The sequence below is a fragment of the Polaromonas sp. C04 genome, assembly GCF_002002705.1.
Classification (GTDB): domain Bacteria; phylum Pseudomonadota; class Gammaproteobacteria; order Burkholderiales; family Burkholderiaceae_C; genus Rhodoferax_A.
Window position 1 is genome coordinate 119,013 of record NZ_MUNS01000023.1, and the last position, 16,004, is coordinate 135,016.

11 protein-coding genes are annotated in these 16,004 nt (G+C 66.1%); 2 read left to right on the top strand and 9 right to left on the bottom strand.

Annotation, left to right across the window (positions count from 1 at the left end; genetic code table 11):
* Positions 1-44: 44 nt before the first annotated feature.
* Genes B0E49_RS05585 through B0E49_RS05615 form a run of 7 tightly spaced genes read right to left on the bottom strand, consistent with a single transcriptional unit; the run spans position 45 to position 8,317 of the window.
* Positions 45-1,796: an ATP-binding cassette domain-containing protein gene (locus B0E49_RS05585; protein ID WP_077561029.1), complete on the bottom strand. Its 1,752-nt coding sequence runs from the start codon at positions 1,794-1,796 to the stop codon at positions 45-47.
* 31 nt (positions 1,797-1,827) lie between these two features.
* Positions 1,828-3,651: an ABC transporter permease gene (locus B0E49_RS05590; protein ID WP_077561031.1), complete on the bottom strand. Its 1,824-nt coding sequence runs from the start codon at positions 3,649-3,651 to the stop codon at positions 1,828-1,830.
* A 16-nt stretch (positions 3,652-3,667) separates the two neighbouring features.
* Complete coding sequence (locus tag B0E49_RS05595) at positions 3,668-4,810, bottom strand: ABC transporter substrate-binding protein (RefSeq protein ID WP_077561032.1); 1,143 nt, start codon at positions 4,808-4,810, stop codon at positions 3,668-3,670.
* A 60-nt stretch (positions 4,811-4,870) separates the two neighbouring features.
* Positions 4,871-5,479: a peroxidase-related enzyme gene (locus B0E49_RS05600; RefSeq protein ID WP_077561034.1), complete on the bottom strand. Its 609-nt coding sequence runs from the start codon at positions 5,477-5,479 to the stop codon at positions 4,871-4,873.
* Positions 5,476-6,006 (bottom strand): CMD domain protein, encoded by a 531-nt coding sequence (locus B0E49_RS05605; RefSeq protein ID WP_077561036.1) that lies wholly within the window; start codon positions 6,004-6,006, stop codon positions 5,476-5,478. Before B0E49_RS05605 ends, B0E49_RS05600 begins: the two co-directional genes overlap by 4 nt.
* A gap of 12 nt (positions 6,007-6,018) precedes the next feature.
* Positions 6,019-7,479 (bottom strand): FAD-dependent oxidoreductase, encoded by a 1,461-nt coding sequence (locus B0E49_RS05610; RefSeq protein WP_077561037.1) that lies wholly within the window; start codon positions 7,477-7,479, stop codon positions 6,019-6,021.
* A 49-nt stretch (positions 7,480-7,528) separates the two neighbouring features.
* Positions 7,529-8,317 carry an acetyltransferase domain-containing protein gene (locus B0E49_RS05615; RefSeq protein WP_144264454.1) on the bottom strand — a complete coding sequence of 263 codons (789 nt, stop codon included), beginning with the start codon at positions 8,315-8,317 and terminating at the stop codon, positions 7,529-7,531.
* 80 nt (positions 8,318-8,397) lie between these two features.
* On the opposite strand from B0E49_RS05615, the gene B0E49_RS05620 reads away from it, so the two are divergent.
* Complete coding sequence (locus tag B0E49_RS05620) at positions 8,398-9,150, top strand: alpha/beta fold hydrolase (protein WP_077561039.1); 753 nt, start codon at positions 8,398-8,400, stop codon at positions 9,148-9,150.
* A 49-nt stretch (positions 9,151-9,199) separates the two neighbouring features.
* Here the strand turns inward: B0E49_RS05620 and B0E49_RS05625 are convergent, their stop codons facing one another.
* Entirely contained in the window at positions 9,200-10,420 is a 1,221-nt protein-coding gene (locus B0E49_RS05625; RefSeq protein ID WP_077561041.1) for an MFS transporter, read from the bottom strand.
* A gap of 271 nt (positions 10,421-10,691) precedes the next feature.
* Here B0E49_RS05625 and B0E49_RS05630 point away from each other — a divergent pair, with 271 nt between their 5' ends.
* A complete protein-coding gene (locus tag B0E49_RS05630) occupies positions 10,692-11,792 on the top strand; it encodes an NAD(P)-dependent alcohol dehydrogenase (RefSeq protein WP_077561043.1) in 1,101 nt (366 codons plus the stop codon).
* A gap of 60 nt (positions 11,793-11,852) precedes the next feature.
* On the opposite strand, the gene purL is transcribed toward B0E49_RS05630, so the two are convergent.
* A complete protein-coding gene (gene purL, locus B0E49_RS05635; RefSeq protein ID WP_077561049.1) occupies positions 11,853-15,977 on the bottom strand; it encodes a phosphoribosylformylglycinamidine synthase in 4,125 nt (1,374 codons plus the stop codon).
* Positions 15,978-16,004: the final 27 nt, after the last annotated feature.

Consider the following 16,004-nt stretch of genomic DNA (forward strand, 5'->3'; position numbering starts at 1 on the left):
CCCCGCGTGGGCCGGGCGCGAGTCACCTTCCTCGCCTGGCGCGGTCAACTGGCAGTTTCGGATTCGCGCCGCCCCAGATACGCGTCCTGCACTGCCGGATCGTGCAGCAGCGCCTGTGCAGGCTTGGACAGGACAATGGCGCCGTGGCGGATCACGTAACCGCGATCGGCGATCGTCAGCGCCAGCGTCGCATTCTGTTCGACCATGAAAACGCTGACGCCTTGCCGGTTGATGGTCGTGATTGTGTCGAGCACGCGTTCGACGAAAATCGGCGCCAATCCCATTGTGGGCTCGTCCATGCAGATCAGCCTGGGCCTGCTCATCAGTGCACGCGCCATCGCCAGCATCTGCTGCTCGCCGCCGCTCATCGTGCCGGCGAGTTGCAACGGGCGTTCCGCGAGACGTGGAAAGATATCGAACATGCGTTCCAGATCCTCGCGGATGGCGGCACGGTCGCGAACCAGAAACGCGCCCATCAGCAGGTTCTCCGTCACCGTCATCGCCGGGAAGATGCGACGCGCCTCTGGCACCGAGGCCAGGCCGCGCCGGATACGCTCGCCAGTCGGCAGCGCGGTCGCGTCGACACCTTCGATTGCCACCGTGCCGGCGCTGGGCGTGAGCAGACCCAGGATCGTCTTCATCGTCGTTGATTTGCCTGATGCATTGCCGCCCAGCAGGCAGACGATTTCGGCTGCATCGACATGCAGCGATACCTTTGTGAGGGCCTGTACCGCGCCGTAGAAGGCGTCGACCTCGCGGAGTTCAAGCAGGTGCGGGACGGCTGTGGCCACCGCGCCGTCTGGCGCGCGGGCCGACGCGGGTGGCGCTCGCGCCGTGTCGACCGCTGTGACTGCAGCACTGCTCACGATGGATGCTGCGCTTTGCGCCGCCGGCATTGCACGTTCGCGTCGCGCCCTTTTGCGCGGCCCGCGGCCGAGATACGCCTCGACCACGGCCGGGTCGCGCTGCACCGCGGCCGGCTGACCGGCGGCGATCACATGGCCACCGTCGAGCACAACGATGTGGTCCGAGAGCGTCATCACCAGATCGAGCTTGTGCTCGATCAACAGTACCGTCATGCCTTCGCGCCGCAATTGGGCGATTTGCTCCAGCACCTCACGCGTCTCGGTCGGGTTCATCCCGGCGGTAGGCTCGTCGAGCAGAAGCAGGCGTGGCGCGAGCGCGAGCGCGCGGCCGATTTCAGTGCGGCGCCGGTTTGCGTACGAGAGCGAATAGGCGTATTGATCGCGCCGCGGCAGCAGACGCTCGCCGAAGCGCGCCAGCTGGGTCTCGACGGCCGCGTGCGCCGCGGTCTCTTCGCGCTGCGCCGCGGATGGCCGCGCGAGTGCGATGGCGGCCTCGGCAAGCAGGGACAGCCAGCGCAGCAGCGGCGTATCGCGCAGTGCCGCGAACGGCCGTTGTACCGTCAGCTGGCTGTGCATGCCGATCAGCAGGTTCTCCTCGACCGTCATGTTGCCGAAGACGCGACCGTTCTGGAACGTTCGTGCCAGGCCGCACGCGGCGATCCGGTCCGGCGCGAGGGCACCTAGCGCCTGCCCTTCCAGCAGCACCACTCCGGCGTCGGCGCGCAGCTGTCCGCTCAAGAGGTTGAAGGTTGTTGTTTTGCCCGAGCCGTTCGGGCCGATCAGGCTGACGATCTGGCCCGGCCAGACTTTGAACGAAATGTCGTCGACCGCGCGCACGCCGCCGAAGCTCTTTGCGAGGTGGCGCACGTCGAGCAATGGCGCGCCCACAGGCGTCGGCAGATCCAATGGAGTGCAGCCTGCGGTGGTCACGGCTGAATCCCCGAAGCAGGGTGTGCAATCGTCATCGGTAGATCCACAGCCCCTGTGGCCGAAAGCGGATCAGCAGCAGCAGCAGCACGCCATAGGTCAGGATGCGAAAGTCGCCGAGCGGGCGCAGCAGCTCGGGGGCGCCGACCAGCACGATCGCACCGAGAATCGTACCGACGACGTTGGACATGCCGCCGAGCACGATCATCGTCAGCGCCAGCACCGAGATGTCGACACCGAAGATTTCGGGGTTGATGTAGCCATACTGATGTGCGAGCAGGCTGCCCGCGACTCCGGCGATGAACGCGCCGAGCGCGAACGCGAGCGACTTGTGCCCGGCCAGCTGCACGCCGCTTGCCTGTGCCGCTACCTCGTCCTCGCGGATCGCGCGCCACGCGCGGCCGAGGTGCGAACGCTGCAGCCGCACGACCATCACGACGCTCACCACGAGCAGCAGCGCGGCGAGCAAGTAGTAAGCGCGCGGCGAAACAATGTCGATGCCGAACAGCTGCGGCGGCGGGATCGCGGTGATACCCAGCGGCCCCGCAGTGATCGCGGGCAGGTTGAGAATCGCAGCGACGACGATCGCGCCAATGCCGAGTGTGACGATCGCGACGTAGTGCCCCCGCAGCCGCAACACCGGCACGATCAGGATCGCAGCAGCCAGGGCGGCGAGCACACCGGCCGCCGGCATCGCCATCCAGAACGGCCAGCCATGGTTCTTCACCAGCAGCGCCGAAGCGTAGGCACCTATCGCGAAGAAGCCGGCCTGTCCGATCGACATCAGTCCGGCGGTGCCTGCGACCAGAGTCAGTGAGACGCCCAGAATCGCGAAGATGACGACGATCGTGGCGACGCGCATCAGGTAGGCGTTGGCAGCGAGAGGCAGTAGGACGAACGCGGCTACGAAAATCGCAACGAGTTGCCAGCGGTGCAGCGTCACCGGGCGGCCGCGGCCGAAGAAGGTTCCGGTCAGCGGCTCGGCAAAGCTGGCGTTGGAGGAACCGAAGAGGCCTCCCGGGCGAAGCCACAGCACCGCGACCAGGACGCCGAACGCGATCATGCCGCGCGAGGCGCCACCGAACCAGGTGACGCCGAAGCTCTCGATAACGCCGAGCAACAGGCCACCGACGACCGCACCCGGCAGGTTGCCGAGACCTCCCAGGGTCGCTGCGGCGAAACCCTCGATACCGGCGGCAAAGCCCATGCTCGGGTCGACGTTGCGGTAGTACATTCCCACCAGCACGCCGCCGATGCCGGCCAAGGCCGACGAAATCGCGAACGCCAGCGCCTCCAGGCCGCCGGCATTGACGCCCATCTGCAGCGCCGCGTCGCGATCCTGCGCAGTCGCGCGCAACGCCCGGCCCAGGCGGGTGTGCATCAGGAAGAGCCACAGCGCGAGCAAGCTGACCAGGGTCACGGCAAGCATCACGAGGTCGGCCGCGCCGAAGCGGATGTCGCCGAGCTGGAAGTTCGCGTTCGGCAGCAGGTTCGGAAACACCTGCGTGTCGGGCGTGAACAATAGCTGGGAGACGCGGTCGAGGATCAGCGCGACCGCCACTGTTGACAGGAGCGGCGCGATCCGCGGCGCTTTCGCCAGTGGCCGCACCGCGACCCGCTCGATGACGATGCCAAGTAGCGCCGTCGCGACGACTACGCCGGCCAGCGCCAGCGGCAAGGGCCAGTGAAGCATCGCAGTGAAATACCAGCCGAGCATGGCGCCGAAAGCGAACACGGAGCCATGCGCAAAATTGACGAGGTCGGCGACCCCAAAGATCAGCGACAGTCCAAGCGCGATCAAGGCATAGGCGTTGCCATTGATCAGCCCTGTGACCAGTGGATCGAGAAACTCCGGCATCAGTGTTGGCGCTGGGTTAACTGTAGTAGGTGAACTTGTCACCTCGCACGGTGATCAACGATTCGCTGTAGTGCGCGACGCGGCGCTCGGCGTCGAACTTGAAAGACCCAAACAGCAGGCTCGGGATCGAAGTGCCCGAAATGAATGCCTTGCGGATGCCCTCGCGCGTCGCGCCGCCCTGCTGGGCGCCCCAGGCGACGATCTTGACCGCGTCGTAGGCGCGCGCCGCGTACTGATCCGGTGTCTCGTTGTAGCGTGCCTGGTAGTCCTTGACAAAGCGCTGGACGGCGGGACGCGGGTCTTCGGGAAAAAACAGCACCGACATCACGGTGCCGTTGACCGCGCCGCCGCCGAGTTCGAGAAACTTGTTCGAGTAGCACGAGGTTGCCGCGAGGATCTTGCCCTTCAAGCCGACGTCCTGCGCCTGCAGCAACAGCAGCGCGCCATCGGTGTAGTACGAGATCAGCACCAGCACGTCGGGGTTCGCGCGCCGCGCTTTCGAGAGAATCGAGTGGTAGTCCTTGTCGGTCAGCAGGTAGTTCTCGAGCGCGACGACGTTGCCACCCTGCGACTTGAAGCGCTCGACGAAGACCTTCTGGCTGGTGTCGCCCCAGTCCGACGCCTGGTAGAACACCGCCGCCTGCTTGCCAAGGTGCTTCAACGTGATGTCGGCCATCAGCGCGGCATCCATCTGCATCGTCGGTGCCGTGCTGAACATGTATTCGCCGCCGCGGGTGAACTTCGGGTCGGAGTTGGTGAGCCCGAACTGGATCAGCTTGCCGCGCTCGTAGATCGGCGACGCGGCCATCGATGCGGCGCTCGAAAAGTCGCCGAGTTCGGCAATCACGCGATCGTCGTCGACGAACTTCTGCGCCACCGGCACCGACTGTTTCGGGTCGGACTGCGTGTCCTGATAGAGCAGTTCGAGCGGCCGACCCTCGATGCCGCCGCGCGCATTGATCTCGGCGACGGCCATGTCCATGCCCTTCTTCCAGACCGCCCCGTAGGCGGCGCGGTCGCCGCTGAACGGGCCTGAGACGCCGTAGTAAATTGGCTTTGCCGCCGCGGTCGCAAGACCGGGCACAACCGCTGCCGCTGCCGACACCAGGCCGCCCTGGACGATTTTTCTGCGGGTATTGTCGATGGTTTTTTGGGTCATGGTGGAGATCTCCGGGTTGATTGCTGTGGGTTATTTGCTGCCAGTTATTGTGAGAGGCGATCAGCCAGGCGGTGCCGGGTGGACCGGTTCACCAAGGTTGAGCATCAACCGGTTGGCCCACGCGAAAATCGCCACCGAATGGATCAGGTCGAGGATTTCGAGCGGGCTCAGCCCGGCCCGGCGCAAGTTGCGAATGCTCGCGGCCGAGACCTTGGCGGGCGACGCGGTCAACTCGACCGAGAACTGCACGATGGCGCGTTCGCGCTCGGTCGTTCCGGCGCGTTCGGGGTCGTCGAACACCTGCTGTATGACGTCGCGGCGCCTGGCCAGTTGTTCGAACCGCTGTGCATGCACCGAGCCGCAGTAGACGCAACCGTTGACACGCGACGTGACTGTCGCGGCCAGTTCGCGTTCGGCGCGGGGCAGGCCGCCCGGCGCATACATGATCGAGTTGAATGCGGCCGAACGCTGGCGCAGGATCTCGGGCTGATGCACCAGCGCCCGGTAATACTCCGAAGTTTGGGCCTGCGGATGGCTCTCCTCGAGCACCGCAATTTGCTGCGGCGTCGCCGCAGCGAGATCGACCACATCGAGCCAGGCCTTCCAGCCCAGCGTCTCGTTGGTGAAACCGTGCGAGCGGATCGGTTCGTCGGCGGTCTTTTCGTTCATCCCACATGGCCCTCCATCTGAATCGCACCGAGTCCGGCGACGAGGCGTGTCTGGTACGACACAAAGGCGACCAGCTGAGCCAGTGCGATTGCGGCCGCAGTCGTGATGCCTGCCGCCAGCAGCGCCTGCAATGCGGCCCGGTCACCGTCCACGGGGTGCTCGACCAGGCTGCGCGTGAACGACAGCATCGCGTGCAACCGCGGCTCGGTGATCTCGCCGGGCTCGCCGGTGGCGACCGCGGCGATCGCTTGCGCATCGGCGCACGCGGCCACCGCTCGCTCGTGGTAGTGCGCGGCCAGTTCGGGCGCCGGAGTCAGCCTGCAGGCAAACAGTGCGACCAGGAGCCGCTCGGGGACCGAAAGGCCGTCAAGCGCCGGGTCGAACAAGGCCTCGTAGCTGCCTTGCGTCGCGGCACGGACCTTGTCGCGCTGATGCCGCAAGCCCTGCATCGGGCTGCCGTTTTCGATCCCGGCAAGCCGGTCGATGAGGTCAGTGGCGTCGTCACGGAATGGTGCTGGTGATGTCATGAGCGGTTCGGTTCAGGTTCGTGGCGGCTCTGCGGGGACCCATTCGTCGCCGAACACTTCGGGCTCGGAAAAGGCTTGCAGCCGATCGTAGTGAGTTTGTATGTCCTCGCGATAGAAGAGGCTGGCGATGCCTTGCGCGAGGCGCGTCGCGCCGTCGCTGATGGCCGGGATGTCGCCCGAGACGGTGCCGTGGCTCAAGGCGGCCGGGTAGCAGAAGCAGTGCACGCGCGACAGGCCGGGGCATTCACCCGGCGTCTTCTCGGACAGCTCGAATGCCGGGCCGAGATCGGGCGAATCCGCCAGCTCGCGGTCTTCCTCACCAGGCTGCGGCCGGTAGCGATCCTTCCACGCGCGCACGTGCGGCGCCAGCGCAGCGAACTCGGGGCGTGCATACCAGTCGATGCGAAAGCCGGTCGAGAAGATCATGAAGTCGAAGCTGAATACGCCCTTGGACGTGCGTACCGTGAGCTCCTCGCCGGCCGATTGCACGTCGAGAATCGCGCAGCCCAGGTTAAAACGTGCGTTCGGGTGGCGCGACACGCGCAAGGTGCTGGCACGCGGCGGCGGCGTCTGCTCGCAATGCAGGTAGTGGCGGATGCGCCACTTCCAGTCGTCCGGCAGGTCGACGAAACCGAAGGTCAGGCCGGGATTGCCGGCGCCCTTGCCCTTGTTCACGCGCGGAATGTCGGCACGGCGAATCAGCAGATCGACACTCGCGGCACCGGCCTCCAGCACGGTTGCCGCGCTGTCCATCGCCGAGGCACCGGCACCGATGACGCCAACCCGCAAGCCGGCAAGACTCGCGGCGTCGAAAGGGTCCGACGAATGGGCCCAACGCGCGTGCGGCAGGCCTTCGGCGAATTCAGGAACGTAGGCGCCGCCGAGCCCGTCGCGGCCGGTCGCGAGCACGACCCGGCGGGCGAGAAGGTTTTGGTGCCCGAGCGTCGATTCCATGTCGAGTTCGACGACACCGTCAGCGCGCGGCACGATCGCCCGCACGTCGTGCTCGTTGCGAACGTCGAGCGCCAGCACGCGCCGGTACCAGCGCAGGTAGTCCATCCATTGCAGGCGGGGAATCTTGTCGAGCCGCTGCCATGCATCGACGCCGAACTGCGCCTCGAACCAGGCCCGAAACGTCAGCGCTGGCAGGCCCAGCGCCGGACCGGTCAGTTGCTTCGGTGAACGCAGCGTTTCCATCCGTGCTGTCGTCGCCCATGGCCCCTCATAGCCGGCGGGTGCACGGTCAAAGAGGGTCGCGGCGATACCAATGCGCTGCAACGCGGCCGCGGCGGCGAGCCCGGCCATGCCGGCGCCGATGATCGCGACGTCGAGCACCTCGCGCCCGTCCTGGCGATGGGACGGCATCCAGTTGCCAGGTGGCAGTTCGAGCCACGCCAGGTCTTCGCACAGTCGCGCTTCGAGTGCCTTCAGGCCGACGGACGCGTCCGTTTCGATCGCCAGGTGCTTCGTCATTGCTGTCAACAGTATAAAACTCCAGAATTGGCCTTTGGCTTGTGCGGAGCTATCGATGTGTCCATTGATGCGCAGCCCAAACGATTGAAAGGAGTACCGGCTGGTGCAGCATGTACCAGGACAGGCTCCAGCGGCCCAGCCAGGCCAGTGGCGCCGCCGGGCGGGGCATGGCGGCGCTGAGCCAATGCGGGCGGGCTCGAAACAGCCACTGGCCGCAGGCCATGCCCCAGCACATCACGCCCAGCCAGGGCAGCACCGGCACGTAGTCTTCGGTGATGGGCTTGCGCGTGATCAGGCCCAGCCAGTTCAGCGACCTGGCGTTGAAAATTTCAGCAAAATGAGCCACAGCCCCTGTCTCTAGCGCATACGCAGCTATGAATTTGGAAGCAATGGCGAGCGCCCCAAGCAGCCACAGGCCCAGCGGATGGCGGCGCCCCCAGGGTGCGGACAGGCGCACGATGATGAGCATCGCGGCAATGCCATGCAGCACGCCGAAGTAGATGAAGCTGTCCGGAAACATCCACAACGAGCCCGCCGTGACCAGCAGTGCGCACCCCGCCACCTGCGCCCAGCGCTTCCAGAAGCGCGGCCAGCTTTGCCCCTGCTGCACGGCGATGGCCTGCCCCAGCCCGGCGCAGAACAGGAACAGGCTCACGATGGCCGTGCGCTGCCAGGTCCAGAACGGGTCGGCGTAGAAATTCTGCCGCAGGTAGCCAAAATGGTTGAGGTCGAAGCAGAAGTGAAAGACCGTCATCCAGACGATGGCGCACCCGCGCAGGGCATCCACGCCGTCGAAGCGATGACGGGACGCAGTCAGTGGAATGGACGCCGGGTTCATCCGCAAACCATAACCGATCCATGACCGATCAGGATGCGGATAATTCACTTCACACCAACAACCCAAGGAGACCTCACACCATGAACACACATCTGCTGATCGGGACGGGCCCGCGCAAGGTCATTGCTCTGCACGGCTGGTTTGGCCGCGCCAAAGGCTGGGGGCCGTTGGTGGACGTGCTGGATACGCAAAGCTTCAGCTACGCCTTCATGGATTGCCGCGGCTACGGCGGCATGAAGGGCAGCGGCGGCCCCTACACCATGGCGCAAATCGCGCAGGACGCGCTGGCGCTGGCCGATGGCCTGGGCTGGCGGCGCTTCAGCCTGATCGGCCACTCGATGTGCGGCAGTGCGATCCAGCGCGTGCTGGTGGATGCGCCGGCCCGCGTCGAGAAACTGGTGGCGATCACACCGGTACCGGCCAGCGGCGTGCCGTTCGATGATGCGGGCTGGGCCTTCTTCTCCAGCGCGGCGAAAGACGCCGGCGCGCGCAAGGGCATCATCGACCTGACCACCGGGAACCGCCTGTCCAGTGTCTGGCTGGACCAGATGGTGGCCGCGTCGCTGGCCGGGTCCGATGAAGACGCTTTTGCGGCCTACCTGACGGCCTGGGCCAAAACCGACTTTCACGCGCAGATCCAGGGCAACCCGGTGCCGATCAAGGTCATCGTCGGCGAGCACGACCCGGCGCTGGGCGCTGCGGCCATGAAGGACACCTACATGCAGTGGTATCCGAACGCCACGCTGGATGTGATGGCCAATGCGGGCCACTACCCGATGAACGAGACGCCGGTCGCGCTGGCCACCAGTATCGAGAAATTCCTGCGCGGCTGACGGGATGGCCGCCGGGGGCCGGCGCCATGCAGGTGCCGCGCCGGCGTCGTCAGTGTGCCGCGGCGACCCGTTCTGCCGCGTGAGTCATGTCGATGCCGTGCTGCTCGCGGCTGAACCAGATCAGCACCGCAATCGCAACCGCTGCGCTGCCGCCGACCACGGCCAGCGCCTGCCCATAGTTGTTGCCGTTGGCCACGGCATACGACGCCTGCACCGTCGCATTCACAGAGGCGAGCAGATTGCCAAGCTGGTATACGAGCCCGGGAAAGGTTGCGCGGATGGCCTCCGGCGAGATTTCATTCAGGTGCACCGGAATCACGCCCCACGCGCCCTGCACGGAGATCTGCATCAGGAAGGCCCCGAGCGCCAGCGCGAGCACGCCGCTGGAAAACGCCCACAGCGGTATCACCGGCAGCGCGATCAGCGCGGCGATGCAGATCGCGCGCCGCCGGCCCAGCTTCTCCGACAGCGAGCCGAAGGTCAGCCCGCCAATGATCGCGCCGATGTTCAGCATGATGACGATGATCGAGACGGTGTGCGGGTCGAAATGATGCTGCTCGCGCAGGAAGGTCGGATACAGATCCTGTGTGCCGTGCGAGAAGAAATTGAATGCGGTCATCAGGACGATGCAGTAGATCGAGAGGACCCAGTTCCTTTTGAACGTGGCCAGCAGGCCCGGGCGCGGCTTCTTCGCCATGGCCTCGAACGCGGGTGACTCGGGGACGCTGGTGCGGATGTACAGCACGAGCAGCGCAGGAATGACGCCGACAAAAAACATCCCGCGCCAGCCGATGTGCGAGTACAGCGTGCCGAACACGATCGATGCGAGCAGATAGCCGCTCGGATAACCCGCCTGCAGCAGCCCCGACACGAAGCCGCGTGCGCGCGGCGGCACGGTCTCCATCGCCAGCGCGGTGCCAACACCCCATTCACCACCCAGCGCGATGCCGAACAGGAAGCGCAGCACGAGCAGCGTGGTCAGGTTCGGCGAGAAGCCTGACAGCAGTTCGAGAATCGAGTAGAGCCCGACGTCGAGCATCAGCGTCGGACGGCGCCCGTATTTGTCGGCGAGCTTGCCGAAAATCAAGGCCCCGAGAGGGCGCGCCGCCAGCGTCAAGGTGATCGCGAGAGCCACCGCCGGAATTCCCGTATTGAATTCGGCCGCAATGTCTTTGAGCACGAACACCATGAGAAAGAAGTCGAAGGCGTCGAGGGTCCAGCCCAGATAGGCCGCGATGACGACGTTGATCTGTGCACGAGTCCAGCCCATTGACTATTCTCCTTTGCATCTTCGAGGATACGAGCAGTTCCGTGAGCGGCAGCCAGCGGCGTCACCCTCCTGCCCGATTGAGTGAAACTGTTCGCAATTCAAGTATGCGCGCATGTCCGTTTCGGTGGCAAGCGCTGCGCAACGGCCAGCCTTTTTCGCCCGGATGTTTGACATAGGTCAGGCGTTGGCGAGCAGGGATGCGCCGCGCCGCCCACGCCGGTGCTAGATTGACTTCTTTTGCATACCGTGCATTACGGACAAGGAGATACAAATGGTTGCCATGATGAAAGCCGCCGTATTCATCGAACCCGGCCGCATCGAGCTGGCCGACAAGCCGATTCCCGGCGTGGGCCCGAACGATGCGCTGATCCGCATCACCACCACGACCATTTGCGGCACGGACGTGCATATCCTCAAGGGTGAGTATCCGGTGGCCAAGGGCCTGACGATTGGTCATGAGCCCGTCGGCGTGATCGAGAAGCTCGGCAGCGCCGTGCAGGGCTACAGCGAAGGCCAGCGCGTGATCGCCGGCGCCATCTGCCCCAATTTCAACTCCTACGCCGCGCAGGATGGCGTGCCCTCGCAGGACGGCAGCTATCTGGTGGCGCGCGGCCTGTGCGGCTGCCACGGCTACAAGGCCACGGCGGGCTGGCGCTTCGGCAACCTGATCGACGGCACGCAGGCCGAATACGTGCTGGTGCCCGACGCGCAGGCGAATCTCGCACCGATTCCCGATGGCCTGACGGACGAGCAGGTCCTGATGTGCCCCGACATCATGTCCACCGGCTTCAAGGGCGCGGAGAACGCCAACATCCGGATCGGCGACACCGTGGCCGTGTTCGCGCAGGGCCCGATTGGCCTGTGCGCCACGGCGGGCGCGCGCCTGCTGGGCGCGTCCACCATCATCACGGTGGACGGCAACGAGCACCGGCTCTCCATCTCGAAGAAGATGGGCGCCGACGTTACGCTGAACTTCAAGCAATGCGACGTGGTTGACGAGATCATGAAGCTGACCGGCGGGCGCGGCGTGGATGCGTCGATCGAGGCGCTGGGCACACAGGGCACGTTCGAGTCGGCACTGCGCGTGCTCAAGCCCGGTGGCACGCTGTCCAGCCTGGGCGTGTATTCGAGCGACCTGACGATCCCGCTATCGGCCTTCGCCGCCGGCTTGGGCGACCACAAGATCAACACGGCGCTGTGCCCTGGCGGCAAGGAACGCATGCGGCGCCTGCTCAACATCGTGGCATCGGGCCGCGTGGACTTGGGCGTGATGGTGACGCATCGCTACAAGCTCGACGACATCGTGGCCGCCTACGAGCTGTTCGCCAACCAGCGCGACGGCGTCTTGAAGGTGGCGATCAAGCCGCATTGACGCGCCGGCCGTGGCCGCCGATTGTCTCGCCGCGCCGCGGGATCGTCGCGGGCTGCAAAACTAGCCCACCCAGCGCCGTGCGTTCTGCCACAGCCGCAGCCAGGGGCTGAAGGCGCTCGGGTCGCCCGAGGTCCAGCTCATCTGGATGTTGCGGAACACGCGCTCGGGGTGCGGCATCATGGCCGTGAAGCGGCCGTCCTGCGTCGTGACCGCCGTCAGCCCGCCGGGACTGCCGTTGGGATTGAACGGATAGGCCTCGGTGGCTCTGCCTGCGTTGTCGGTGAAGCGCATCGCCGCAATCGCGCGGGCGGCGTCGCCCCGGTGCCCGAAATTGGCGAAGCCTTCACCGTGTGCCACCGCGATCGGCAGGCGGCTGCCGGCCATGCCCGCAAAGAACAGGCTGGGCGAATCGAGCACTTCCACCATCGACAGTCGCGCCTCGAAACGCTCGCTCTGGTTGGTGGTGAAGCGCGGCCAGTCCTGGGCGCCGGGGATGATGTCGGCCAGCTCGGCAAACATCTGGCAGCCGTTGCACACGCCCAGGCCGAAGGTGTCGGGCCGCGCAAAGAAAGCCTTGAACTGCTCCGCCAGTGCCGGGTTGAAGGTGATGGAGCGGGCCCAGCCGATGCCCGCGCCCAGCGTGTCGCCGTAGCTGAAACCGCCGCAGGCCACGACGCCCTTGAAGTCGCGCAGCTTGGCGCGGCCGGTCTGCAGGTCGGTCATGTGCACGTCGAAGGCTTCAAAACCCGCCTCGGTGAAGGCATAGGCCATTTCCACATGCGAGTTGACACCCTGCTCGCGCAGCACGGCCACCTTGGGGCGGCTCAGGTTCAGATACGGGGCTGCTACATTTTCAAAAGCATCTGGTGCAAGCTGGACGTGGAGTCCGGGGTCATTGGGCTCACCAACGGCGGCGTGTTCGGCGTCCGCGCACGCCGGGTTGTCGCGCTGCCCGCAGATCTTCCAGCTCACCGCATCCCAGGTTTGATGCAGGTCTTGCAGCCTGGCACTGAACACCGCCTTGGTGTCGCGCCAGATCTGCAGTTGCCCCTTGCCGGCATCAATGGATGAAGTGACCGGCCGCGTCTTGCCGACAAAATGGCTGTGCCGGCTCAGGCCGTGCTCGCGCAGGGTTTGCATCACCTCGTTGCGCTCGGATGTGCGCACCTGCAGCACCACGCCGAGCTCCTCGCTGAACAGCGCCTTGAGCGTGAGTTCTTCGCGCCGCGCGCTGACCTGGCCGGCCCAGTTCTTGGCATCGCCATACTCGGCACGGCTGTCGGCAATGCCGTCGCTCTCGGTCACCAGCAGGTCCACATTCAGCGACACCCCAACGTGGCCCGCGAACGCCATCTCGCACACAGTGGCGAACAGGCCGCCGTCGCTGCGGTCGTGGTAGGCCAGGATCTTGCCCTGCGCGCGCAGCGCATTCACGGCGTTGACCAGGCGGACCAGGTCTTGCGGGTCATCGAGGTCGGGCACGGCGTCGCCGACCTGCTCCAGCGTTTGCGCCAGCATGCTGCCGCCCATGCGGTTCTGGCCCCGGCCGAGGTCGATCAGCACCAGCGTGGTGTCGGCCTCGGTCGCGTCGAGTTGCGGCGTGAGCGTGCCGCGCACGTCGGCCAGCGTGGCGAAGGCCGTCACGATCAGGCTGACGGGTGAAGTGACTGTTCTGGATGCGTCGTCCGTACCGGTCTCGCCTTGCGGCGCGCTCCACTGCGTGCGCATGGAGAGCGAATCCTTGCCCACAGGGATGGCGATGCCCAGCGCCGGGCACAGCTCCATGCCGACGGCCCGCACGGTCTCGTACAGCGCGGCGTCCTCCCCCGGTTCGCCGCAGGCCGCCATCCAGTTGGCGGAGAGCTTGACGCGCGCCAGCTCGATCGGCGCGGCCAGCAAATTGGTGATGCTTTCGGCCACCGCCATGCGGCCGGATGCCGGCGCGTTGACGGCCGCCAGCGGCGTGCGCTCGCCCAGACTCATGGCCTCGCCGGCGAAGCCTTTGTAATCGGCCAGCGTGACGGCGCAATCCGCCACCGGCACCTGCCACGGCCCGACCATCTGGTCGCGATGCGACAGGCCGCCCACGGTGCGGTCGCCAATGGTGATGAGGAAGCGCTTGGAGGCGACGGTGGCACTGGACAGCACCTGGATCGCCGCCTGCTGCAGGCCGACACCGCTCAGGTCGATCGGCTTGAAGTGGCGCGCCACGGTGGTGACGTCACGGTGCATCTTGGGCGGCTTGCCCAGCAGCACGTTCATGGGCATGTGAACTGGAGCCCCCCTGCTGGCCACTGACGTGTCCTTGCTGCCCCCCGAGGGGGCTGCGCTTGCTTCGGAAGCGCGCCCTGCGCGGCGCGCGGCCACTTCGCTATCAGACACTATGAGGTCTCTCTCTTCGGTCGCGACGCCGACCACGGCAAACGGGCAGCGTTCGCGCTCGCACAAGGCCTGGAACTGCGCGAGCGATTCGGGCGCGATCGCGAGCACATAGCGCTCCTGGCTTTCGTTGCACCAGATTTCCCGGGGCGCCAGGCCGGATTCTTCGAGCGGCACGGCGCGCAGGTCGAAGCGTGCGCCGCGCCCGGCGTCGTTGGTCAGCTCGGGAAAGGCGTTGGACAGGCCGCCGGCGCCCACGTCGTGGATCGCGAGGATCGGGTTCGCCTCGCCCTGCGCCCAGCAGTGGTTGATGACCTCCTGCGCCCGGCGCTCGATCTCGGGGTTGCCGCGCTGCACCGAATCGAAGTCCAGTTCGGCCGCATTCGCGCCGCTGGCCATGGAACTGGCCGCGCTGCCGCCCATGCCGATGCGCATGCCCGGGCCGCCAAGCTGGATCAGCAGGCTGCCGGCCGGGAAGTCAATCTTGTGAGTCAGGCCGGCGTCGATGGCGCCCAGGCCGCCCGCGATCATGATGGGCTTGTGGTAGCCGCGCCGGATCGTGTCAACGTCGGACGCCACGGTCTGCTCGTACTCGCGGAAGTAGCCCAGCAGGTTGGGCCGGCCAAATTCGTTGTTGAAGGCGGCGCCGCCGAGCGGGCCCTCGGTCATGATCTGCAGCGGGCTGGCGATGTGCCCGGGCTTGCCGCCCGGCTGGTCGGACCAGCCGTCCCAGAGTCTGGACACCGAAAAGCCCGTCAACCCCGCTTTTGGCTTGGAGCCGCGCCCGGTGGCGCCCTCGTCGCGGATTTCGCCGCCCGCGCCGGTCGAGGCGCCCGGGAACGGCGAGATCGCGGTGGGGTGGTTGTGGGTTTCCACCTTCATCAGTACGTGGCTCAAAGCACTATGTTTTTGATAGCTTACTGCGCCCGCCCCGTCGGGGCTGGAGGGTGATTTTGCTATAAATCTCTCAATGGCCGTGCCTTCCATCACCGCGGCGTTGTCCGAGTACGCCACCACCGTGTGCTGCGGGCTGACCTGGTGCGTGTGGCGAATCATGCCGAACAGGCTGCGTTCCTGCACCGCGCCGTCGATCGTGAATTCGGCGTTGAAAATCTTGTGCCGGCAATGCTCGCTGTTGGCTTGCGCAAACATCATCAGCTCCACATCGCTGGGGTTGCGCCCCAGCCGGGTGAAGGCGGCCACGAGGTAGTCCATTTCATCGCCGGCCAGCGCCAGGCCGAACTGGCTGTTGGCCTGTGCCAGCGCCGCCCTGCCCCCTTCGAGCACATCCACATAGGCCATGGGCGCGGCGTGCAGTTCGGTGAACAGACCGGCGGCCGCATCGCGGTCGAACATGACGCTCTCGGTCATGCGGTCATGCAGCACGGCCGCCACTTGCAGCAGCTGCTCCTGGTTCAGCGCCGGGTTGCCGAGCAAACTGGCTTTTAGCGTGAGCCGGTACTCGGTGATGCGCTCGATGCGCTTGACGGCCAGCGCGCAGTTGTGGGCGATGTCGGTCGCCTTGGACGCCCAGGGCGAGACGGTGCCAAAACGCGGTGTGACAACCACCAGCGCGCCATCGGCGGCGCCTTTCGGCGCCTGGTACGGCTCGCCATACGTGAGCAGGGCCGCCAGCTGCGCCCGCTCCGCATCGCCCGGGGCCTCGGCGGATGCCACCAGATGGACGAATCGGGCGGCGACGCCGCTGATCCTGTCGTGGACCGCCTGAAGTTTGGGCAGAAGTTGCTGGGCGCGGAAGTCGCTAAGGGCATTGCCGCCCTCAAACTGGGTAAGGTGCAGGGTCACTGGTTGCGGCCTGGTTCGGGTGGGGAT